Origin of the sequence: Burkholderia ubonensis, assembly GCF_902833085.1 — a bacterium.
In the GTDB taxonomy this organism is placed as follows: domain Bacteria; phylum Pseudomonadota; class Gammaproteobacteria; order Burkholderiales; family Burkholderiaceae; genus Burkholderia; species Burkholderia ubonensis.
In genome coordinates, this window is sequence record NZ_CADFEB010000003.1 from 493369 (window position 1) to 514701 (window position 21333).

The 21333-nt window shown below is 65.9% G+C and carries 17 protein-coding genes; 9 read left to right on the forward strand and 8 right to left on the reverse strand.

Features of this window, described 5'->3' with window-relative positions:
- Window positions 1-9 precede the first annotated feature (9 nt).
- From HWX31_RS09690 to HWX31_RS09725, 8 genes are all read left to right on the forward strand, one after another.
- Window positions 10-969 (forward strand): ABC transporter permease, encoded by a 960-nt coding sequence (locus HWX31_RS09690; RefSeq protein ID WP_059617794.1) that lies wholly within the window; start codon window positions 10-12, stop codon window positions 967-969.
- Window positions 969-2840: an ABC transporter ATP-binding protein gene (locus HWX31_RS09695; protein ID WP_174958823.1), complete on the forward strand. Its 1872-nt coding sequence runs from the start codon at window positions 969-971 to the stop codon at window positions 2838-2840. Before HWX31_RS09690 ends, HWX31_RS09695 begins: the two co-directional genes overlap by 1 nt.
- Window positions 2841-3040: 200 nt before the next feature.
- Window positions 3041-4318, forward strand: coding sequence for an NAD(P)/FAD-dependent oxidoreductase (locus tag HWX31_RS09700; RefSeq protein WP_244143703.1), 1278 nt, complete (start codon window positions 3041-3043; stop codon window positions 4316-4318).
- A gap of 25 nt (window positions 4319-4343) precedes the next feature.
- On the forward strand, window positions 4344-4775 hold the full coding sequence (locus HWX31_RS09705) for a helix-turn-helix domain-containing protein (RefSeq protein WP_059631990.1): 432 nt from the start codon (window positions 4344-4346) through the stop codon (window positions 4773-4775).
- A gap of 90 nt (window positions 4776-4865) precedes the next feature.
- A complete protein-coding gene (locus tag HWX31_RS09710; protein ID WP_174958829.1) occupies window positions 4866-5600 on the forward strand; it encodes a cupin domain-containing protein in 735 nt (244 codons plus the stop codon).
- Between the two features lie 2 nt (window positions 5601-5602).
- The gene (locus HWX31_RS09715) at window positions 5603-6928 is read left to right on the forward strand and encodes an NAD(P)/FAD-dependent oxidoreductase (RefSeq protein ID WP_174958832.1); all 1326 of its coding nucleotides are present in this window, start codon (window positions 5603-5605) and stop codon (window positions 6926-6928) included.
- A gap of 48 nt (window positions 6929-6976) precedes the next feature.
- Window positions 6977-8446, forward strand: a complete 1470-nt coding sequence (locus tag HWX31_RS09720; protein WP_174958835.1) for an aldehyde dehydrogenase family protein — start codon at window positions 6977-6979, stop codon at window positions 8444-8446.
- Between the two features lie 69 nt (window positions 8447-8515).
- Window positions 8516-9715 (forward strand): M20 aminoacylase family protein, encoded by a 1200-nt coding sequence (locus HWX31_RS09725; protein WP_059615169.1) that lies wholly within the window; start codon window positions 8516-8518, stop codon window positions 9713-9715.
- Here HWX31_RS09725 and HWX31_RS09730 read toward each other — a convergent pair.
- From HWX31_RS09730 to HWX31_RS09760, 7 genes are all read right to left on the reverse strand, one after another.
- A complete protein-coding gene (locus HWX31_RS09730) occupies window positions 9682-10626 on the reverse strand; it encodes a 4Fe-4S dicluster domain-containing protein (protein WP_174958838.1) in 945 nt (314 codons plus the stop codon). The two genes, HWX31_RS09725 and HWX31_RS09730, sit on opposite strands and share 34 nt — an antisense overlap.
- A gap of 10 nt (window positions 10627-10636) precedes the next feature.
- Complete coding sequence (locus HWX31_RS09735; RefSeq protein ID WP_174958840.1) at window positions 10637-13615, reverse strand: molybdopterin-dependent oxidoreductase; 2979 nt, start codon at window positions 13613-13615, stop codon at window positions 10637-10639.
- A gap of 55 nt (window positions 13616-13670) precedes the next feature.
- On the reverse strand, window positions 13671-14408 hold the full coding sequence (locus tag HWX31_RS09740; protein ID WP_174958843.1) for an OmpW/AlkL family protein: 738 nt from the start codon (window positions 14406-14408) through the stop codon (window positions 13671-13673).
- Window positions 14409-14523: 115 nt separating this feature from the next.
- Window positions 14524-16518 (reverse strand): acyl-CoA synthetase, encoded by a 1995-nt coding sequence (locus tag HWX31_RS09745; RefSeq protein WP_174958846.1) that lies wholly within the window; start codon window positions 16516-16518, stop codon window positions 14524-14526.
- Window positions 16515-17471 carry a fumarylacetoacetate hydrolase family protein gene (locus HWX31_RS09750; RefSeq protein ID WP_174958849.1) on the reverse strand — a complete coding sequence of 319 codons (957 nt, stop codon included), beginning with the start codon at window positions 17469-17471 and terminating at the stop codon, window positions 16515-16517. The genes HWX31_RS09745 and HWX31_RS09750 overlap by 4 nt, the downstream gene beginning before the upstream one ends.
- A 36-nt stretch (window positions 17472-17507) precedes the next feature.
- Window positions 17508-18578 (reverse strand): VOC family protein, encoded by a 1071-nt coding sequence (locus tag HWX31_RS09755; protein ID WP_174958852.1) that lies wholly within the window; start codon window positions 18576-18578, stop codon window positions 17508-17510.
- 12 nt (window positions 18579-18590) lie between these two features.
- Window positions 18591-18899, reverse strand: coding sequence for a hypothetical protein (locus tag HWX31_RS09760; RefSeq protein WP_174958855.1), 309 nt, complete (start codon window positions 18897-18899; stop codon window positions 18591-18593).
- A 149-nt stretch (window positions 18900-19048) separates the two neighbouring features.
- Between HWX31_RS09760 and HWX31_RS09765 the strand changes: the two genes are divergently transcribed.
- A complete protein-coding gene (locus HWX31_RS09765; protein WP_059751925.1) occupies window positions 19049-19804 on the forward strand; it encodes a TetR/AcrR family transcriptional regulator in 756 nt (251 codons plus the stop codon).
- 196 nt (window positions 19805-20000) lie between these two features.
- Here the strand turns inward: HWX31_RS09765 and HWX31_RS09770 are convergent, their stop codons facing one another.
- Window positions 20001-21233, reverse strand: coding sequence for an MFS transporter (locus HWX31_RS09770; RefSeq protein WP_174959053.1), 1233 nt, complete (start codon window positions 21231-21233; stop codon window positions 20001-20003).
- Between the last annotated feature and the right edge of the window lie 100 nt (window positions 21234-21333).

A 21333-nucleotide genomic window follows, 5' to 3' on the forward strand; every position in this document is an offset into this window, starting at 1 on the left:
ATGCCGCCCATGCACCCGACCGACCCCGTTCAACGCAGCAGCGCGCTGCCGCCGTCCGGCGATCAGCCCACGCCGTGGGGCGGCACGACGCCGCCCGCCGCGCCCGCCCCCGACCAGCCGCGCAAGCGCCGCGCCGCGCGCGTCAAACTGACGAGCGGCGGCCGCGTCGGCCTGTCGATGGTCGGCCTGATGCTGTTCATCGCGGTGTTCGCGCCGCTGCTCGCGCCGCACGACGTCGGCGCGATCGTCACGCCGGACGTGTTCGCGCCGTTCAGCGCGAAGCTGCCGTTCGGCTCGGACTTCCTCGGCCGCGACATGCTGAGCCGGATCCTGTACGGCACGCGGCTGACCGTGCTGCTCGCGCTCGCGGCGGTGCTGCTCGCCGCGCTGACCGGCACGACGCTCGGGCTGCTCGCGACCGTGTCGGGCCGCGCGGTCGACGAGACGATGAGCCGGCTGCTCGATGCGCTCACGTCGATTCCGTCGAAGATGTTCGCGCTGATGTTCGTCGCCGCGTTCGGTTCGTCGCTGCCGCTGCTGATCCTGACCGCCGCGGTGAGCTACATGCCGGGCTCGTACCGGATCGCCCGCGCGCTGGCCGTGAACATCAGCACGCTCGAATTCGTGCAGGTCGCGCGGGCACGCGGCGAGAGTGCGCTGTACATCGCGTGCGTCGAGATGCTGCCGAACATGATCCACCCGATGCTGGCCGATACCGGGCTGCGCTTCACGTTCGTCGTGCTGCTGCTGAGCGGGCTCAGTTTCCTCGGGCTCGGCGTGCAGCCGCCGTACGCGGATCTCGGCTCGCTCGTGCGCGAGAACATCGCGAGCCTCGGCGACGGCTCGGCCGTCGCGATCATGCCCGCGGTCGCGATCGCGATCCTGACGGTGGGCGTCAACCTGTTGATCGACGGCCTGCCGCATCGCGGTCGCCGCAAGGGCGCGGCCGGCGCCGCGGGAGAACACTGATGCGCAACGAATCGACTCCGCTCGTCGAGGTGCGCGGGCTGCGCGTGGTCGGCGGTCGCCCGGGCGAGGCGGACACCACGATCGTCCACGGCGTCGACTTCGACGTGCGGCGTGGCGAAGTGCTCGCGCTGATCGGCGAATCGGGCTCGGGCAAGACGACGATCGCGCTGTCGCTGATGGGCCATGCGCGTGCCGGCTGCCGGATCGCCGGCGGCTCGGTGAAGCTCGGCGGCACGGACGTCTGCACGCTGCCTGCCTCCGCGCTTGCGGCGCTGCGCGGCCGCAAGGTCGCGTACATCGCACAGAGCGCGGCCGCCGCGTTCAACCCGTCGCGCACGATCCTCGACCAGGTGATCGAGAGCGCGCTGATCCACAAGACGATGACGAAGCGCGATGCGCAGGCGAAGGCGGTCGAGCTGTTTCGCGCGCTCGCGCTGCCCGATCCGGAGACGATCGGCAAGCGCTATCCGCACCAGGTGTCGGGCGGGCAGCTGCAGCGGCTGATGGCCGCGATGGCGCTGATCACCGATCCGGAGCTCGTGATCCTCGACGAGCCGACGACCGCGCTCGACGTGACCACGCAGATCGACGTGCTGCAGGCGTTCAAGAGCGTGATCCGGCGCTGCGGGATGAGTGCCGTGTACGTGTCGCACGATCTCGCGGTGGTCGCGCAGATGGCCGACCGGATCGTCGTGCTGAGCGACGGTGTGATCCGCGAGGTCGGCGAGACCGGGCAGATCCTGCATGCGCCGGCGCATCCGTATACGCAGAGCCTGATCGCGGCCGTCACGCCGACCGACGCCGCGCGCGACGGCAAGCCGGCGCCCGCCGCGCCCGCGCCGCTGCTCGAGGTGCGCGGCGCGATCGCCGGGTATGGCGGACCCACCGCGAAAGGCTGGCCGTCGAAGGTGATCCTGCACGAAGTGGACCTGCGCATCGGGCGCGGGCAGACGGTCGGCGTGATCGGCGAATCGGGCTCGGGCAAGACGACGCTCGCGAAGGTGATCGCGGGGCTCGTGCCGGCGACGGGCGGGCAGATCCTGCTCGACGGCGAGCCGCTCGCGCGCGATACGGCCAAGCGCACGAAGGAGCAGCACCGCCGCGTGCAGATCGTGTTCCAGAACGCGGATACCGCGCTGAATCCCGTGCATACCGTCGAGCGCACGCTCGCGCGGCCGCTCGCGTTCTATCACGGGATCAAGGGCGCGCGCGCGCGGCGGCGCGTCGCCGAACTGCTCGAGCTCGTGCGGCTGCCGCAAGCGGTTGCCGGGCGGCGCACCGGCGAGCTGTCCGGCGGGCAGAAGCAGCGCGTGAACCTCGCGCGCGCGCTCGCGGCCCAGCCCGACCTGATCCTGTGCGACGAGGTCACGTCGGCGCTCGACACCGTGGTCGGCGCCGCGATCATGGACCTGCTGCGCGACCTGCAGGCGAAGCTCGGCGTGTCGTACGTGTTCATCACGCACGACATCGCGAAGGTGCGCGCGATCAGCGACGACATCGTCGTGCTGTACGCGGGCCGCCGCGTCGAGACGGGCAGCCGCGACGCGCTGTGCGCGCCGCCTTACCACCCGTACTCGCACCTGCTCGTGTCGTCCGCGCCGGAGCTGCGCGCGGGCTGGCTCGACGATGCGGCCGAGCGCTGCCACCGGCCGCTCGTGCCGATCGGCGCGAGCGCCGACGACGCCGAGCTGTGTCCGTTCCTGTCTCGCTGCGCGATGCGGGTGGACGGCGTGTGCAACCGGACCGCGCCCGCGCTGCGCACGCTCGAGAACGGCGCGCAGGTGTTGTGCCATCGCAGCGAGGAAGACCTCGCGCGCTTCCAGGCCGAGCCGGCGGACGGCGTCGCGCCGGTGCAGCCGGTGCGCCAGTAGCGTGCCGCGCCGTTCATTCATCGCGGCCGCCGGCTCCGGCGAGCGGCCTTCCGCATAGTGTGCTGCGGCGGTCGTGCAAAACGGTGAATCGTGCGCGCGCCGTGCGCGAATACGCGGCAACTGCGCTTTGTGACGGTGGTTAAATGGTTTTCAACGGGCGATCGCCGATCGCTGTCGCCGGAATGCTTGAGAAGGATCCGATGAAATTCGATTCGTACTGGCTGGATACCCGCCCCGCGTTTCGTGCCGGCTGCGAAGGGCCCGTCGAGGGGCGCGCCGACGTGGCCGTGATCGGCGGCGGCTTCACCGGCCTGTCGGCGGCGCTCGCGCTGGCGCAGCGCGGCGTATCGGTGGTCGTGCTCGAAGCCGCGCAGATCGCGGGTGAAGCGTCCGGCCGCAACGGCGGCCAGTGCAATACCGGCGTCGCGCAGGACTACGCGTCGCTGGTCGCGCGGATCGGCGCCGAACCCGCAAGGCAGTTCTATCGCGCCTACGAAAGCGCGGTGAGGAGCGTCGAGGCGATCGTCGCCGAACATGCGATCGACTGCGATTTCCGGCATGCCGGCAAGCTGAAGCTCGCCGCGAAGCCGCAGCATTTCGCGGGACTGGCGAAGACGTTCGACGTGCTGCGGCGCGAAGTGGATCCCGACATCGAACTGATCGAGCCGTCGCGGATCCGCGATGAAATCGCCTCCGACGGCTTCTACGGCGGGCTGTTGCAGCGCAACGGCGTGCAGATGCACATGGGCAAGTTCGGCGTCGGCCTCGCGCAGGCGGCCGTGCGGGCGGGCGCGCGCATCTACGAGCAGGCGGCCGTCACGGGGCTCGAGCGGCTCGACGGCGAGCGTTACGCGATCACCTGCACGCGCGGCACGCTCGTCGCCGATCGCGTGCTGGTCGCGACCGGTGCGTCGCAACATGGCCCGTTCGCGTGGTTCCGGCGGCGCATCGCGCCGGTCGGCAGTTTCATCGTCGTCACCGAGCCGCTGCCCGACGTGCAGCTGAACCGGTTGTTCCCGCACCGCCGTGCGTACGTGACGTCGCGCCAGATCGGCAACTACTTCCGCGTGACGCCCGACAACCGGCTGTTGTTCGGCGGCCGCGCACGCTTCGCGATGTCGAGCCCGCGCTCCGACGCGAAAAGCGGCGAGATCCTGCGCGCCGGCATGGCCGGCTATTTCCCGGAACTGGCCAACGTGCGGCTCGATTACTGCTGGGGCGGGCTGGTCGACATCACCGCCGACCGGCTGCCGCGCGCGGGCCAGCACGACGGGCTCTATTACTCGATGGGCTACAGCGGCCACGGCGTGCAGATGTCCGTGCACATGGGCCGCGTGATGGCCGACGTGCTGTACGGCGCGGCCGCGTCGAATCCGTGGCGCGAGCTCGACTGGCCGGCGATGCCCGGCCATTTCGGGCACGCGTGGTTCCTGCCGCTCGTCGGCGCGTATTACCGGATGCAGGATTTCCTGCACTGAAGCGGCTGCCCCGGGAGGATTCGACATGACCACACGATTCGTTTGCCCGCTCCATGTCCCGCGGCCCGTATCGCCGGCGATCGGCGACGTGCTGCGCACGATCGATGCATCGTTCGCGCAGCCGCTGAACCTCGACACGCTCGCGGCGGTGGCCGGATTGAGCGTGTCGCGTTTCACCGCGCGCTTTCGCAGCGAAGTCGGGTTGTCGCCGCATCGATATCTGTGCCTGGTGCGCGTGCGGTGTGCGCAGGACTTGTTGCGCGCCGGTCTGGCGCCCTCGGTCGTCGCGACCGAGGTCGGATTCTTCGATCAGAGCCATCTTTGCCGGCATTTCCGGCGGGTGCTCGGGATCACGCCGCGCGAATACGTGATCGTGCGGCCGGGTGGCGCGCCGGCGCGAACGTCGTCGATGCGCACGCGCGCCGAACGCCGCGAAGGGGCGTGTCACGTTGCGTAGGCGCAAGCGCGGACGGTGTCCGCGAACAACGATTTCCAATACCGTGCGACGGGTTCTCGACAACCCCGTCGCGCACTGGCAGGAGCAGAAATGACCGCAGCTTTCGTGTTGCATCGTGCCGACGGCACGGCCAATACAACCGTCTTCCGCACGCAGGCGTTCGGCGAGCGCGATCCTTTCGCGGGACATCGGGAGATCGCGTGGGAAGGGCCCGACTCGATGGCCGCCGGCCGTATCCGTTTCATCGGCAAACTTGACGTCCCGGGTTATCCGCACATCGAAACGATCGTCGTCGTCGAAGGAGAGCTGACGCTCGAAGCGGCGGGAGCCGCCCCGTTGGTGCTGGGCCCGGGGGAGGGGGCAGTCATCGGCAGCGGCACGGCGCTTCGCGTCGCCGCGCAATCGCGCGTGCTCGTCATGTTCTGCGCTGCCGCGTGCGCGAAACCGACGAAGCGCGGCCTGTTCCCGCTGCGCGCAGACGCCGACTTCAAGCCCTCTGCGTCGCTACCGGCTGAGGTGCTGCTCGGCCCCGCACCGCAATGCCGCAGCGACAACGTCTTCGTCGACGACGGCGCCGAGTTCTGCGCGGGCACGTGGGATTCGACGCCCTATCACCGGATCGTTCGCCCGCATCGCGTGAACGAGTTCATGTTCCTGCTGGCCGGCAGCGTACGGTTCGCCGCGCCCGACGGCGGCGTGCTGTCGCTCGGCGCCGGCGACGCGCTGTTCGTGCCGCGCGGCGCATCGATCGGGTGGGAAAGCAGCGAACGCGTGGCGAAATTCTACGTCGTGCAAAACGTCCGCGTATCAACCGAACGAGACTGAACATGTCCCCTCCGCTGCGCCATATCGAAACTTCACCCACGCTGCCGGCCGCGGCCGATGTCGTCGTGATCGGCGGCGGAATCATCGGCGTCTTTACCGCGTACTACCTGGCCCGGCGCGGGGTGTCGGTCGCGCTGGTCGAGAAGGGGCGAATCGGGGCCGAGCAGTCGAGCCGCAACTGGGGCTGGTGCCGGCAGCAGAACCGCGACGAGCGTGAATTGCCGATGGCAAGCAAGAGCATCGATCTGTGGGAACGATTCGCCGCCGAATCCGGCGAAGACACGGGCTTTCATCGCTGCGGGCTGCTGTATCTGAGCAATGACGAGGCCGAGCTGTCCCGCTGGGCCAGTTGGGGCGACTTCGCGAAGACCGCGGGCGTGACGACGTATATGCTCGACGGCAAGCAAGCCACCGAGCGCGGGCACGCAACCGGGCGGCCGTGGAAAGGCGGCGTGTTGTCGCCGAGCGACGGCACGGCCGATCCGGGTAAGGCCGCGCCGGCCGTGGCAGCCGCACTGATGACGCTCGGCGGCAGCGTCCACCAGCACTGCGCGGCTCGCGGCATCGAACTCGAGGGCGGGCGCGTCAGCGGCGTCGTCACGGAAGCCGGCGTGATCAAGACCAGGACGGTCGTGCTCGCCGGGGGCGCGTGGGCGTCGTCGTTCTGCCGCCAGCTCGGCGTCCGTTTTCCGCAGGCGTCGATCCGTCAGTCGATCCTGAGCGTGTCGCCCGTCGAACAGCGCTTGCCGGATGCGCTGTACACCTCCGGCGTGTCCGTGACGCGCCGCGGCGATGGACGCTACGCACTCGCCATCAGCGGCCGCGCGCGCGTGGACGTGACGCCGCAGTTCCTGCGATTCGCCCCGCAGTTCGTGCCGATGTTCGCGAAGCGCTGGCGCAACCTGCTTCCGGGCGGCCTCGAAGGCATGCGCGGCGGCCACGAAACGCTCAAGCGGTGGCGGCTCGATGCGCCGACCCCGATGGAGTCGGTGCGCATTCTGGACCCGAAGCCCGATATGCGGACGGTCACCGAAACGTACCGCCGTGCGGTCGAACTGCTGCCCGAACTTCGCGAAGCGACGATCACGCACGCATGGGCGGGGTTCGTCGACAGCACGCCGGATGGCGTCCCGGGTATCGGCGAAGTGCCGGGCGTGCCGGGATTGATCCTGGCGGCGGGTTTTTCCGGGCACGGTTTCGGCATCGGCCCGGGCGCCGGTCACTTGATCGCGGATCTTGCCACGGGCGCGCAACCGATCGTGGACCCGATACCGTATCGGCCGAGCCGGTTCGACGATTCCGCATGGGGCAAGGTCGCTGATTTCTAGTTCGAGGCCGTCCCGCGGCACATGGCATCGACTCAAGGACACCCTGCAATGCATTCACTCATCGACTCACCGGTTCGTCACCTGATGGAAGCCGGAAGGCTGGATCGTTTCTTCATCGACGGCGACTGGGTTTTGCCTGACGGCGGCGACCGGTTCGCGGTCGTCTGTCCGTCCACTGAAGACACGCTGTGCGACATCCCGCTCGGCAACGCGCGCGACGCCGAGCGCGCGGTGCAGGCCGCGCGCCGCGCTTTCGAGCGCTGGGCCGCGACCTCGCCGCAGCAACGCGCCGCGCTGCTCGACCGCGTTCACGCGTTGATACTGGCGCGCGCCGAACGGTTCGCCATGGCGCTCGCGATGGAAATGGGCGCGCCGATCAACTACGCACGCGGCGCTCATGTGCCGCTCGCGGCCGAACATATCCGGGTCGCGCGCGACAATCTGGCCGGTTATCCGTTCCGGACCCGGCGCGGGACGACCGCGATCGTGCGTGAGCCGATCGGCGTCTGCGCGCTGATCACACCGTGGAACTGGCCGATCTATCAAATCACCGCGAAGGTCGGCCCGGCGCTCGCGGCAGGCTGCACGGTGGTGCTGAAACCCAGTGAGCTGTCGCCGCTCAGCGCGTTGCTGTTTGCGGAAGTGATCGCCGACGCGGGCGTGCCCGCGGGCGTGTTCAACCTGGTGAGCGGCAATGGAACGGAAGTGGGCGCGTCGCTCGCGTCGCACCCGGAGGTCGACATGGTGTCGATCACCGGGTCGACGCGTGCCGGCGTGCTGGTTGCGCAAGCGGCGGCGCCGACCGTCAAGCGCGTCGCGCAGGAGCTTGGCGGCAAGTCGCCGAACATCGTATTGCCCGATGCGGACCTGCAGCGGGCCGTCGCGCCAGGCGTCGCCGCCGCGTTTCGGAACATGGGCCAGTCGTGCAGCGCGCCGACCCGGTTGATCGTGCCGCGCAGCGTCCTGGGCCGCGTCGAGGAGCTGGCCGTCGCGGCAATGGAACGGATGGTGGTCGGCGATCCGTTCGCCGAGGCGACGACGCATGGCCCGCTGGCCAATCGCGCGCAGTTCGGCCGGGTCGCGCAGATGATCGACGCGGGCATCGACGAACGGGCGAAGCTGCTCGCCGGCGGCCCCGGGCGGCCGGCGGGATTCGACCGGGGCTTTTATGCGCGGCCGACCATCTTTTCCGACGTCCGCACCGACATGACGATCGCGCAGCAGGAGATCTTCGGCCCGGTCCTCGCGATCCTTCCTTACGACACCATCGACGAAGCCGTCGCCATCGCGAACGACACGGTTTACGGGCTGGGCGCACATGTGCAGGGCACCGACAAGGAACGCGTGCGCGCGGTGGCTGCGCGCATCCGGGCGGGGCAGGTGCACCTGAACTATCCGGTATGGGACCCTCAGGCTCCGTTCGGCGGGTACAAGCAGTCGGGCAACGGCCGCGAGTACGGGATCGAAGGGATGGAGGAGTACACGGAGGTCAAGTCGATCCTGGGCTTCTACGACTGAAAGAGCCGCTGTGCGCGAACGCGGCGGCAGTACAGAATGGAAGCCGTCTACTTTTCGAAGGTGCCGACATTGGAAAACCCCGACATCCCCGAGACGTCCCTGAAAGCCCATTACGCACACTGGGCGGCCTTGCGCCGCGATCTGCATGCGCATCCCGAGTTGCGATTCGAGGAACACAGGACGGCCGACGTCGTTGCCCGCGAGCTTGAGGATATCGGCTATACGGTGTCGCGCGGGCTGGGCGGCACGGGCGTCGTCGCGAGCCTGCCCGGGGCGGACCCTGGCCGCGGAATCGTGCTCCGTGCGGATCTGGATGCGCTGCCGATCCAGGAAGCCAACGACTTCGCGCACGCATCGGGCGCGCAAGGGGTCATGCATGCGTGCGGGCATGACGGGCATACCGTCATGTTGCTCGGGGCAGCACGCGTCATGAGGGGCCTGCCGCAGTTGCCGGGCACGGTTCATTTCGTGTTTCAGCCAGGAGAGGAGGGCGGCGCGGGCGCGCGGAAGATGATCGACGACGGGCTGTTCGAGCAATGCCCGACGGAAGCGGTATTCGGCATGCACAACTGGCCCGGTTTGCCGGCCGGGCATTTCGGGTTGCGCACGGGGCCGATCATGGCCGCGGGTTCCCGGTTCAGGATCACGGTAACCGGCAAAGGCGCGCATGCGGCGCAGCCGCATCTGGGCGTCGATCCCGTCCCGCTCGCATGTTCGATGGTGCTGCAGTGTCAGACCATCGCTGCGCGGCACAAGGATCCCGTGGATCCCGCCGTCATTTCCGTCTGCATGTTCCATGCGGGAACGACGGACAACGTCATTCCGGACAGCGCCGAGCTGCGCGGGACGATTCGCACGCTGTCGTCTGCATTGCAGCAACAGCTGCAGCGCGACGTCCAGCTCATGTGCGAGGGGCTGGCCCGCGCCCATGGCGCGCAAGTCGAGGTCGAATTTTTTCAGTACTACCCGGCGACGGTCAACACGCCGGCCGAAACCGCACTCTGCGAAGCGGTGATTCGCGAGACGTTCGGCGACGAACGCCTTTACCCCGACGTGCCGCCGAACATGACGTCCGAAGACTTCGGCTTCATGCTGGAGGAGCGCCCCGGCGCTTACGTGCTGATCGGCAATGCGCCGGCCGAAGCGGGCGCGCCGGCGCTGCATCACCCGAAATACGATTTCAACGACGACATCATTCCGGCCGGCGTCCGGTATTGGGTTGCCCTGGCACAGGGTTACTTCAGGCGTTCACCGGGAACGTGTGCCTGACGCCCATCGCGTCGTGATGCCGGAGCACATACGGTGTCCGGCGAACTCGGCACTGTTGAGGTGGCCGAGTGGCTCTGACTGAGCCTGATCTCGCCCAGGTACGCGCTGTCGCCCAATTCGCATTCGCGCCAAGCGTTGCCGAGGGCGTGTCGGATCTTGACTCGGTAGATGCCGCTGCCCCTGGCCAGGCCGTCGAACCGGAAATCGCCGAAGCCGTCCGAGACGGTTTCGGCTACCTGCAGATTACCTGCATATAAGGCGACGACCGCATCCGTGACACACTCGACCACATCTCCTGCCTGGGCGCTGACACTTCCGCCGACGAAGCACGTTTCCCAGCGCTCGAGGCCGCTATACCATATGCGGGGCTTCGTGCCCAGGTTGGGTCGCAATACCTTGAGTCCCTCGCGCCGGGCCTTTTGGGCCATCGCTGCGTCATCGAGCTTGACCGTCTCGAAAACACCGGTGGGGCACGACTGCTGACAACGCGGACGGGGCCACCCCTGGTCGAGCAAATGAGCATCGAAGATCCAGATCTGGGGCAGTTGCAGTTCTTCGTTCCAGACGATCGCCTTGTAGGGGCACGCCTTCACGATGTCCTTTCGGCCTCGCGCCTTGTCCGGATCGATGATGACGATGCCGTCGGCGCGCTTGCGAATGGCGCCACCGCCCACACGCATGCAGGGCGCGTCGTCGCAGTGGTTGCACATGACCGGCAGATAAGTGGTCTCGATCATATGCGAAGCACCCTGTACACGACGCAGGATGCGGATGGGGCTCTCGGCGTTGGCCGCGGCGGGTGCGGCGTAACCGGGGAAGTCGTTGCCGACGTGCTCGTCCCGCGCGGCGATCACGCAATTCTGGCAATTCTCGCAACGCCCGACTTTGACAATCAGGTTCCACTTGCTCATTTGAAATTCCTCACGCTGCGCGACCGAGCATGAACGCCTCGGCACCGCGCCATTTCTCGACCTGCACCAGGCAGGAATTCGGGCTCATGCTGCTGGTGCCGGAGGTCTGCGGCCGGTCGGAGGTAAGCATGTTCATGCAACCGCCGATCTCGACTTGCTCGCCGTCGATTTCGATCAGCTGAAATTCAGCGCTCGCCTCGTAGGATTTCACCACTCCGGCGTTCACCAGAGGCGAGACATCGGCCGCACAGATCACGGCGCCGCGGTCGTTGTGCACTTTGACGAGATCGCGATGGGCAATGCGTCGAATGGCGGCGTCAGCCGGATTGAGCCTCAGCAGCCAGAACCGGTGCCCCGCGATCAGCGCGCGATGATCGTCGATGCCGTTCACCGCGGAATTCTTGCCGTCACAATGGGTATGAAAGCTGTAGCGGCTGTGGGTGGCGATCAATTGCAGCGGGTAGCGCCGAGCCAGGTCCGAGCGCAGGCCCTCCCAGGAGGGGATATATCGGTTGAGCGCTGGCCGCTCGGGGTTGTCCGCAGTGTGCCGCTTCAGCAACTCGGGCACGAACTCCAGCTTGCCGCTCGGCGTCTGAAGGCCCCTGCCGAACTTTTCCGAGAACTGCGACGGCAGCGGATGAGGTTCCGGCAGGTCCTTCCTCCTGTCTTCCGCATACCAGCGCATGTCCACGGGATGGCGCAGCTCGGGCTTTTCGGGCGGCACGACGAAGTAGCCCTTGCGGCAGAATTCGCGCCACGAAATGTGATCGGGCAGGTCCGACGAGTCGAAGACGCGCTTGACCCAGTCAAGATCGCCGCAGCCTTCGGTGAAAACGCCACCCAGGCCCAACCGGGTCAGGATGGCGGTGAAAATGTCGTAGTCGGAGCGGGACTCGCCCAAGGGTTCGATGCATTTGTGCTGCAGCGTCAGCATTCGATGGTTGACCGTGCCATACCCATGGTGGGCGTAGCCGCCCGAATTCGCCCATTCTCCGATGTCCCAACGCTCCAGCGAAGTGCACGCGGGCAGGATGATGTCGGCGAACTGGGCTTCGCCTTCCATCCAGATCGACTGATTGACGACGAACTCGATGCTCGAGTGCCGGTAGGCCTCCGTCCAGCGTCCGGAATTCGTCACGGTACTGAACGCGGATCCGCCGTAGCGATAGATCATGCGGATCGGCGAATAGCCGGGCATCGGGTAGGTGAACGGCGCAAACTGGGCTTCCTGGGACATGCCGTCCCAGAGATAACCGGTGGCGTGACCGTTGAGAATCGCATCGGGCATCTGCTGTCGCGGCACCATTTGCTTGACGGGATTCATGGTCAGGATGTGCGGCATGCGCTGGTAGTTGTCCACCGCATTGGCGGTCCACGCCAGGTCGCCTGAAATGCCGCCGTCCGCGTAGCCGGGGAAGTAGAACTGGAGGTCGTGCGGGACGCCGATTTCGAGGCAGCCGAAATTCACTCCCGGCTTGCCCCAGCCCTGCATGGACATCATCATGATCATGCAGCGCGCCCATTGCGCCCCGGTCGCCCCGCGGCCCGCGCCGCCGAATCCCGCGCCGGTCATCCCGACGGCGAGATGCACCTTCTTCTTGCCCCATAGGCGCGCAAGCGCACGGGCGTCCTTGGCCGGCACGCCGGTCTCGCTCTCCTGCCACTCGGGCGTCTTGGGGGTACCGTCGGTTTCGCCCAGAAGGTAGGCTTTCCAATCGTCGAAACCGGTTGTGCGCGTCGCGACGTAATCCTCGTCGTACAGGCCCTCCACGGTCCAGACGTACATGATGGCGGTAGCGAGGGCGGCATCGGTTTGCGGCCGGATCGGGATCCAGCGGCCGCCCAGCAGCTGGGCGGTCGGATTGCAGTGCGGGTCGATGTGAACGAACTCGATGCCGAGCTCCTTGGCCCACAGGCGGCGTGGGGTTCCCTCGAATCCTGCGTAGGCCCCGTTGGTACTTTCGGGGTCGCAGGACCAGAAGACGATCATTTCGGCTTCCTTGAGACCATCTTCGAGGCCGCCATAGCCGGAGGGCACGCCGACGCGCATCGAATTGCCGAAATGATGCATGGCGCCCCAGTACCAGCCTTCCCAGCTGTCCGGATTCGCGGCCACCCGGGTGAAGCCGATCAGGTTGGCGAAGCGCGTCAGCGCGCTGAGGTAGTAGCCGACGTTGCCCCACTGGTGGTGGGACGACATCGGGAACGTGATGGAACCGGGACCGTGAACGCGCTTCTGCCGGTTGATCTCCTTGGCGACGATGTCCAGGGCCTCGTCCCAGCTGATACGCACATAGCCGGACTTGCCTCGGTTCTGGGGATTGCGCTCGCCGTCAGGGTCGAAGTCGACCCGTTTCATCGGGTGAAGGATGCGCTTGTCGGAGTAGACCAGCGACTTGAGGGTCAACGCGTGGGGCGCGACCAATCCACGCCGTGGTGGGCTGAAGCGGCGTCCACGTGCCTCGATCACCCAGCTTGACGCATCCGTATCGTCCAGCTCGATGGGCGTCACGCGGACGATGCGGCCATCCTTGACGTAGACGAACAGGGGCCCGCCATTGGTACAGGTCGTGTAGCGTCGGGTGCCGTCGCGCATGGGCGTGCCCATTGGCAGACCGACCGTGCGCATCATGCTCAGGGTTTGCATGAGCCAAACCAGCAGTTCGTCCTCGCCCTCGGTGACCACCTTGAAGTTCTTGGCGGCGTGGACGATTTCGCCCTGGTCCGGGCTCGGGGAAAGGAACTTCAGGGCGGTGGCGACGTCCTTGAAGGCCATGCGCACGTCGGGCCGCGGATGCTTGCCGGCGCGCGACCGAATGCGGCCATTCCTGAACTCGATCGCGCGACCGATGCTTTGATCCATGAGCCCGATCCACGCGACGAGATTGCGCTCCTTGAGGCGATCGCGATAGGCGGGGAAGCGGCGCGCCGTCAGGTCCAGTACCTTGGGCAATGCAAAAAGAATGGTCTTGAGGGCCTGTCGTTTCATCGTTCGATCCAAAGTGTTGCTTCCATGCGGGGGCGCTGGCATCGGGGCGCATCCGCTAGAACGTATAAGCGACGTTCAGGAAAACGCTGACGGGATTGAGTCGGAGCGTCGATGTGGAAACGATCTGCGTCCCGGTCGCGGTCTGCCCGTATAACGTGAGGTGGGTCTTCACCGGCATGTAGCCGACGGAAGCACCGACAGACCAATGTTTGGTCATTGCGTAACTCGCCCCGAGCTCGAACACCGGGTTCCACGATGCGCTGAGTGTCGCGCGCGCCGAGCCGCCCGGCCCAAAGCTGTCGGAGACGAACTGGCGATTGGTGGCTCGAACCTGGGTGAACCACGTATAGTTCACGCCAAGTCCTGCGTACGGGCGGAATTTCGATGTAGCGGAAAACAGGTGATATCGAAGTTCGATGGCGGGCGGCATCGGCCTTGTCGTGCCGAGGGTGCCATACTTCTGCAGCGTCCCGTCACCGACCAGATTGACTGTCAGCGGCAGTCCGAGCAGCATGGCGACACCAACGTTGTCGGTGACGTAGTACTCGGTGGTGATGCCCATCGTATCCGTCGAGCTGGCATGCGCCCCGGTACCAGATAGTTGCTGATTCACCGTTACGCCGCCAACACTTTGCACGGTCAGCGGCGTTGCGTTGCCCTGTGGCGATACGTGCAGCCATCCCACCGATGTGGTGATGCTTCCGGCCGTCTGTGCATCTGCATTGTCGGCAAGTGCAGCCGTGCAGATACAAACCGCCATGCCTGCGAAACTCGTCATTCGCCTTGAATTCATCTTGTGTCTCCTCTGTCTCGATCCGATTCACGAACAACAACTAATTTGGATACCTTATTGATAGTGACGAGCCGCTTTCTGAGTTTGTGTTGTCGCGGCTAGTGGTGCTTCTTCGTCACCGCGGATCTGTCGCCGTCGATCCAGGCGATCGTATTGGCCCCGCGGCGATCGAAATCGAGAACGCAAACGGAAAGCGCCCCAGCACGAAGCGCGCCGCAGTCTCGAACCCGGGATCGCTCAGCTTGACCGAGACCGACATTCCGCCGGAATCACTGGTCGCGACGTCGACTGATGCGCCGGGGGCTCCGCCCTGGTCCAATGCCGTGCGGAGTGCGTCACTCGTCTCCCGGCGCTTGAGTTCCGGTTTGAAAATCTTGCCGACGCCCGTGAGCGGGATCGCTTCGACGATTCGGACATGCTTGGGCAGGGCGGCGCGTTCAGCGATCTCCTGCTGCATGAACACTTCCAGATCGTGCGCGGTAGCGGTCATACCCGGCTTGAGCTGAACATACGCGACCGGCAACTCGCCGGCATAGGCATCGGGGCGCCCGATTGCCGCGGCGATCTGGACCGCCGGGTGTCGATGCAGCGGTTCCTCGATCGTCGCCGGGTCGATATTGTGTCCGCCGCGGATGATCAACTCCTTCTTGCGGCCGGTCAGCCAGAAGTAACCGTCGACGTCGCAGCGGCCGAGGTCGCCGGTGTTGAGCCAGCGCTTGCCGTCACCGAGATCGAGCCACAGGGCCTTGTTCTGGTCGGGATGTGTGTAGCCGGTGAAAACGTTCGGCCCGGAGATGACGAGCAGCCCCTCCTCGTTAGCTGCGCAGTCGCGCAGATACCGTCCCGCATCGTCCACGACGACTGCCTTCATCGCCTGGAAGGGGATGCGAAGCCCGATCGATCCCGGCCGGCGCTCGCCGGTCGTCGGGTTGACGCTGCTCACGCACGTTCCTTCGGTCAGGCCGTAACCTTCGAGAATCCGGATGCCCGTTTTTTCCTGGAAGGCCCTGAAGACGCCGACCGGCATTGGCGCAGCACCGCACAGGCCGTATTCGAGCGAGTCGATGACATGACCGTCGACAGGAATGTCGAGCAGCGAGGCATAAAGCGTCGGGACGCCACTGAAGAAATTGATGTGATGATGTTCGACGATTTCCCAGAAACGTTTGACGACGCCGTCGCCTCGGTAACCCTGCGGTGTGCCGAGCACGACATGGGCGCCGCGCGAGAAAGGCAGGAGGCCGGTCACCATCGCGGCATTGACGTGAAAGAGCGGCAAGCCGCAGAAAGTCGCTTTGCCGGGGCCGATACTGTCGCCGAAGAACCGCCCGGCGCTCCATGCATTCGCCACTTCGTTGCCGTGGCTGCGCATCGCGATTTTCGGCAACCCGGTGGTTCCACCGGTACAGAAGTAAGAGGACATGTCGCCAGGTTGAATGCGGCGCGCATTGTCGAGCGCTGTACCGGATTCCCGCGCGATTGCCGTACCGAAGTCGTGGATCTGGATGCGCGCAGGCACGGCGCTGCGCAAACCGCCATCGCCGTATAGCTGCGCACACGCGTCATGCTGGAGCGTGCGTGCCGCCGACTGCGCCGTGCCCCGCACGCGATCGGCCGGATTGACCAGCACGAGATGCCGCAGCGGCTCGACCTCGTGAAGGACATCCGCGACTTTTTGCCAGAGGTCGATCCCGGGAAATGGCGCGAGCGTCACGAGCACGCTGGCACCGGCCGCTTTGAGCAGATGGCCTATCGCTTCGCCTTCGAGCAGCGGATTGATCGCGCATACGATGCCGGTCGCCTGTCCGCCCCAGATCACGAAATGCGTTTCGGGAAGATTGGGCAGCACATAAGCGATCACCGACTGCGAATTCACACCGAGGCGCGCGAACATGTTGGCCGTGCGCGTGATGTCGCGAACCAGCTCGCGATAGGTCCAGCATTCGGCGTCGCGGTGCGCGTCGGCGGTCATGAAAAAGGAGAGGGCGGGGGCGGACGGATCGATGGCTGCACCCGCGCAGATCATCTCGTACGTGCTGGCCGGAAGGTCCGGCGGAAGGCCCAGCGCTTCGATCGCCAGCACGTCGTCTTGGGTCGCGATGCCGTTCATGCTGCTTCGTCCACGATCTCGTTACGCTGCACGCCCAGATCGATCGTTCCGTCGCGGCTCGCGATCCGGGCTTCGACGATATCTCCGGCCTTCAGATACTGCGCTCGCCCCGCCTGCACCTTCATGAACATCTTCCATTTGACGGATTCCGGAAAAAGCGCGACGGCCCGCTGCTTGAGCGGCGACGGGATGCTGAGTGCGCAGCCGGCCGGCGTGCCGGTCGCGAGCAGATCGCCGGCGCGAAGGTCGTGCACGCCCGACAACTCGGTCAACGTTTCCGCCGGACCATAGACGAGGTTCGATGTCGAGTCCTGCTGACGCACCGTGCCGTTGACGGTCAACGTCAGGACGAGCGCCTTCAGCTTCGGGAAGTCACGCCGCTCGAGCAGGCACAGATATGGGCCGACCGGGCCAAACGTCCGGAAGCTCTTGCCCTTGTAGAACTGCATCTGCGGGATCTGGACATCGCGCGCGGAATAGTCGTTGACGATCACGGTGCCGGCGACATAGTCGTGCAGGTTCGTGTCCGTGATCTGCTGGTGAGACGTGATGTCGCGTTTGAGGATGAGGCCGAGCTCGATTTCGTAGTCGAGAAACCGGACGTGCCGCGGTTTCACGACCTGTGAGTCGGCAGCGACGATGCAGCTCGTCGCCTTCGTGAAGATCATGTTGAACTTTTTCGCGTCCGGATCCATGCCCGATTCGATCATGTGCCGACGATAATTCGCGCCCTGGCAAACGAATTGCTGGTTGGCTGTCACCGGCGGAAGCCACTCAACGTCCGACTCCGGAATCGTCGATCCGTCGAGCGTGACGAGTCGTTCAACCGGATTCGCCGCGAGAAAGCTCGCGGTTGTCTCGAAGTCGCCGGGAATCGGCGTGACGGCGCCGTTGGCGACCACACCCCATTGGGCGCGGCCTTGATGCCGGAAGTGCAGGACATGCAGTGACATGAATGATCTCTCGTGAATCGAATTGGCGGTTGGGGATCAGGCGAACAGCTTTGCCAGCGTCAGCAGCTTGCCGACCGTAAGATCGGGACTGCGGCGCAGGTTGCGAAACAGCGCCGCGAGGCTCGACGGCGTGAGCCGGGGCTTCGTGAAGCTGCGCGGCATCGTCGGGCCCCACTGCGCCATCGCTTCGCGGCTGACCGCGTGCACGCCCGTCGGCTCGTCGGCCGTGAACAGGTCGCCGTCGCAATAGTGTTCGTGCTTGTCGCCCCACGGGTCCTGCCAATAGTCGAAGATCTGGCTGCCGAGAATGTGCCGGCCGATGCCCCACGCGTGCGCCCACCCGTTGTCGTGGAGCATGCGCTGGCCCATGCCGACGGCATCGGCGTCGACGAGTTCGTACGCGCTATGGCTGTAAGTCGACACGAACCCTTGGGCGAGCGCGAGCGTATGGTGGTCGGCCGGCCTGTCGCCGAGATCGAGCCGCATGAACGCAACCGCAGGGGAGCCGTCCGGCAGCACCTGGACATCGCTGGGGATGAACCCGAAATGCTGCGTGTACCACGCGCAGGTTTCCTGGTAGTCGGCCAGCTCGAGTACGACGTGTCCGAGCCGAATGACCTCGGGCGCGCTCGCCGGCGGCCGCTGCGTTTCGTTGATCCGCACGGGCGCGTCGACCGAGTTGAACGGGAGCGGGGCGCGATGCGGCAGCGTGTCGGCCAGTGACTGGCCCGCAATCGCGTCGACCCGAAAACCCGACGGATCGACGAGCCGCACCCGGAGGCCGCCGCCTGGCCAATCCGATGCCTCGATCTCCGACGCGCCAGGGACTTTGGCGAGCGCCTCCAGATCGGCTCGGCTGTCGACCTGCAATCCGAAGCCTACGAAGCTGGCCTTCGGCGCATGGCGAACGACATAACAGAAATGTGCGGTGCCCGTTCCGCGCAGCAGCAATTGCGTGTCGTTCCGCAGCACCGTTCGGAGACCGAAGTCGTTGAGAAAGTGCTCTGCCTCGTCGAGATCGGGGCGATCGAAGATCAGATAGGCGAGCGCCGATGCCTTCGTCGTGGGGTGAGGGTGGCGAGCCGGTTGTGTGGTGGTCAGTTTCATGGCGGATGGCAATCAGGCAGATCGAATGGCAATCGCGAAGGCAGGCGCCGTCGCATCGAGGGGCTTGCCGCGCAACGGCAGGCATGCAATCTCACCGTCGCACGACATCACCGGCCGGACCATGAATGTCGCGAGGTCGATCGTCGATTTCGCGTGGGAGCGGCGCGCCTCGTCGCCGGTGCCGTGACTGGCCGACAAAGGGCCCGATGCGGCGCCGACTGGCCCGAATCCCGCGATCAGTACGCCGAGCATCGAAGGCAGCCCGCACTCCGGCGACGAGAGCGGGTTGTCGTGAATGGACGCGCTGGCGCCCGTGTGCATGTGTGTCTCCACCGTTTCTCCATTCGTCGTTCGATCGGTTCCTGAGGCCGTGTTCCGCAGCCTTTGGTGACATTAAAGTCATAGATGATGACTTTGTCAATGTAGACATTTGAATCTATACTTGGGTACGAACAAGGATCGGAAACGTCATGCCGAATACATCGAATCGCCGGACACCAAAGCGCTCGGCTCCGGAAGCACCCAGTCCCGTGGCCGCGGTCGCCGAAGAGCGCGAGCCGCGCGGCGCGCGCCGCAAGCGGGAGACCCGTGCCCGGCTGCTGGACGCCGCGCTGAGACTGATGGCGGAGAAGGGCATGGAAGGCGTCGCCATCAACGAAATCACCGAGGCCGCCGACGTCGGCTTTGGCTCGTTCTACAACCACTTTGAATCGAAGGAGGCGATCTACGCCACCCTCGTGGAATCGGTATTCGAGGAGTTCGCGGATTCGCTCGATCGCCTGGCCAGCGGCTTGTCCGACCCGGCGGAAATCATTTCCGTCTCGGTGCGGCATACGCTGATGCGCGCGCGGCGCGAGCCGGTGTGGGGACGCTTCCTGATACGCGAGGGCTTTTCGGCGCGCGTCCTGACGTTTGGCCTGGGTCAACGCCTGCTGCGCGACATCGAGCGCGGCATCGCCGAGAAACGCTTCGTGGTCGCCGACCCATTCATCGGCTTCCTTTCGGTTGGCGGGACGGTGCTGACCGCCATTGCCGCCGAGCTCAACTTCGTCGCTCCGGGCGCGCCGGCGGCCGGCGTTCTCAAGGAACTCGGCTTCAGCGGAGAGCATTTTCCGGAACGCACGGCGGCGACGCTGCTGCATACGCTGGGGCTCAAGCGCGGGGAAGCCGAGAAGATCGCAAGCCGGCCGCTGCCGGTCGTGGAAGCGGCCGAGACGGCACGGTGACGCAGCGGGGTGACGCAGGCGCCGGCCAGGCGACCCCGAGCGCTCGTGCGGTACCCGTCAGCTGACCGGGTCGATGAGCCAGGCGTGCGCCGTCCAGCCGTCGCCTGTCGAAGCCGGACAGCGCACGGTCGATGTGGGCGTCATTTGGGACGCAGTATTGCCAATGCGAGCTTGCCCATCGATTGCCCGACGCAAGTCATTGAACATCCGCCGCACGTGCCGGAACCGTTGTAGCGACCAAAGTCTCGTGGATGATTTTCGGCAGCCAGGCAAACGCAATCGTTACCAGCGTCACGCCGACGATGAGCATCGGAACCACCATGGGCCACGCGCCCAGTTGATAGCGCGGATCGGTAAACACCGCCGCCGTCTGTCCCACGCTGAAAGCGAAGAACATCATGATGAAGCCGGACCAGGATACCGCGCGGCCTGCAAGGTGGGGCAGACCGCTGACCGCTCCTGCCTGCCCGCATGGCTGATGGATTCCGTGGCCGAGGCAATACACGCCATGCCCCACGAGCAGCGGCCAGATGCTTCCAGGAAGCAGCGCGCACCCCAATGCCTGAATCACCGCGCCGGAAAGGCTCAACGTTGCACCTTGTCGCACCGTTCGCAGCATGCTTTGACGTCGCAGCAGCAGGCGGCAGCCATACGTACTCAGGACATAGACGAGCGTGCCGCTCGCTGGTATCCAGCCATATCGCTGGGGCGACAGGCCGAGATGCCGGATGTAGATTGCGGGAGAAAGCAATAGAAAGCAGAACATGCCGGTGTACGTCGAGGCGGCCAGCAGCGCCCATACCCTGAACGTGGCATTGCCGAATATTTCGCGCACGTCCCGGGTCGAGCTCCGGCTCGGCGCGATTCCGGAGAAACTTTCCTCGAAGCCGTACCAGCACATGACGAGCAGCCCGAACGCATACAGGCTCATCCCTGCGAGCACCCATCGCCATCCGGCCTGCTGCGTGACATACGCACCGAGAATCGGCGCGAGGAACGCCATCATCCCCATTCCCATGAAACCGCGCGCCATCACGTACGGACCATCGGCCGCCGAATACCGGTCGCGCACCGTCGCGCGTGCGCATACCAGTATCGCGGCCATTGCAAAGCCCTGCATTGCACGAGCGGCCACCAGCATTGCTGCGCTTGAAGCCAGCGCCGCTGCCAGCGCTGCCAGCGCATAGAGCGCAAGGCCGGTCAGCAAGACGGGACGGCGGCCGAATCGGTCGGAAAGACTGCCCATCGGCAATTGCCCGATACCGAATATCAATGCGAAAACCGTGAGGCTGACGCTGGCGGACCCCAGCGTTGCGGCGATTTCAGGCAGCGCCGGCAGGTAACTGTCGGTCGCCACCGGCTGGGCCGCCAGCAGAAGCGGCAACATGAGCGCGAAGTTCAGGCGAGCGGGGCGCGTGGTGTCCGGCATGACGGTTTTCGACACGGTATCGGGCATCGGGCATCGGGCATCGAGTAAGGGCAGCGGTAACGCAAGGTCGCTCGTCCGGTGAGAGCGGCAGCAGCGAGCT

Coding starts and splice junctions, on each gene's coding strand:
- HWX31_RS09690 (WP_059617794.1), top strand. CDS start 10: ATGCACCCGACCGACCCCGTTCAACGCAGCAGCGCGCTGCCGCCGTCC.
- HWX31_RS09695 (WP_174958823.1), top strand. CDS start 969: ATGCGCAACGAATCGACTCCGCTCGTCGAGGTGCGCGGGCTGCGCGTG.
- HWX31_RS09700 (WP_244143703.1), top strand. CDS start 3,041: ATGAAATTCGATTCGTACTGGCTGGATACCCGCCCCGCGTTTCGTGCC.
- HWX31_RS09705 (WP_059631990.1), top strand. CDS start 4,344: ATGACCACACGATTCGTTTGCCCGCTCCATGTCCCGCGGCCCGTATCG.
- HWX31_RS09710 (WP_174958829.1), top strand. CDS start 4,866: ATGACCGCAGCTTTCGTGTTGCATCGTGCCGACGGCACGGCCAATACA.
- HWX31_RS09715 (WP_174958832.1), top strand. CDS start 5,603: ATGTCCCCTCCGCTGCGCCATATCGAAACTTCACCCACGCTGCCGGCC.
- HWX31_RS09720 (WP_174958835.1), top strand. CDS start 6,977: ATGCATTCACTCATCGACTCACCGGTTCGTCACCTGATGGAAGCCGGA.
- HWX31_RS09730 (WP_174958838.1), bottom strand. CDS start 10,626: ATGAGCAAGTGGAACCTGATTGTCAAAGTCGGGCGTTGCGAGAATTGC.
- HWX31_RS09735 (WP_174958840.1), bottom strand. CDS start 13,615: ATGAAACGACAGGCCCTCAAGACCATTCTTTTTGCATTGCCCAAGGTA.
- HWX31_RS09740 (WP_174958843.1), bottom strand. CDS start 14,408: ATGAATTCAAGGCGAATGACGAGTTTCGCAGGCATGGCGGTTTGTATC.
- HWX31_RS09745 (WP_174958846.1), bottom strand. CDS start 16,518: ATGAACGGCATCGCGACCCAAGACGACGTGCTGGCGATCGAAGCGCTG.
- HWX31_RS09750 (WP_174958849.1), bottom strand. CDS start 17,471: ATGTCACTGCATGTCCTGCACTTCCGGCATCAAGGCCGCGCCCAATGG.
- HWX31_RS09755 (WP_174958852.1), bottom strand. CDS start 18,578: ATGAAACTGACCACCACACAACCGGCTCGCCACCCTCACCCCACGACG.
- HWX31_RS09760 (WP_174958855.1), bottom strand. CDS start 18,899: ATGCACACGGGCGCCAGCGCGTCCATTCACGACAACCCGCTCTCGTCG.
- HWX31_RS09765 (WP_059751925.1), top strand. CDS start 19,049: ATGCCGAATACATCGAATCGCCGGACACCAAAGCGCTCGGCTCCGGAA.
- HWX31_RS09770 (WP_174959053.1), bottom strand. CDS start 21,233: ATGCCGGACACCACGCGCCCCGCTCGCCTGAACTTCGCGCTCATGTTG.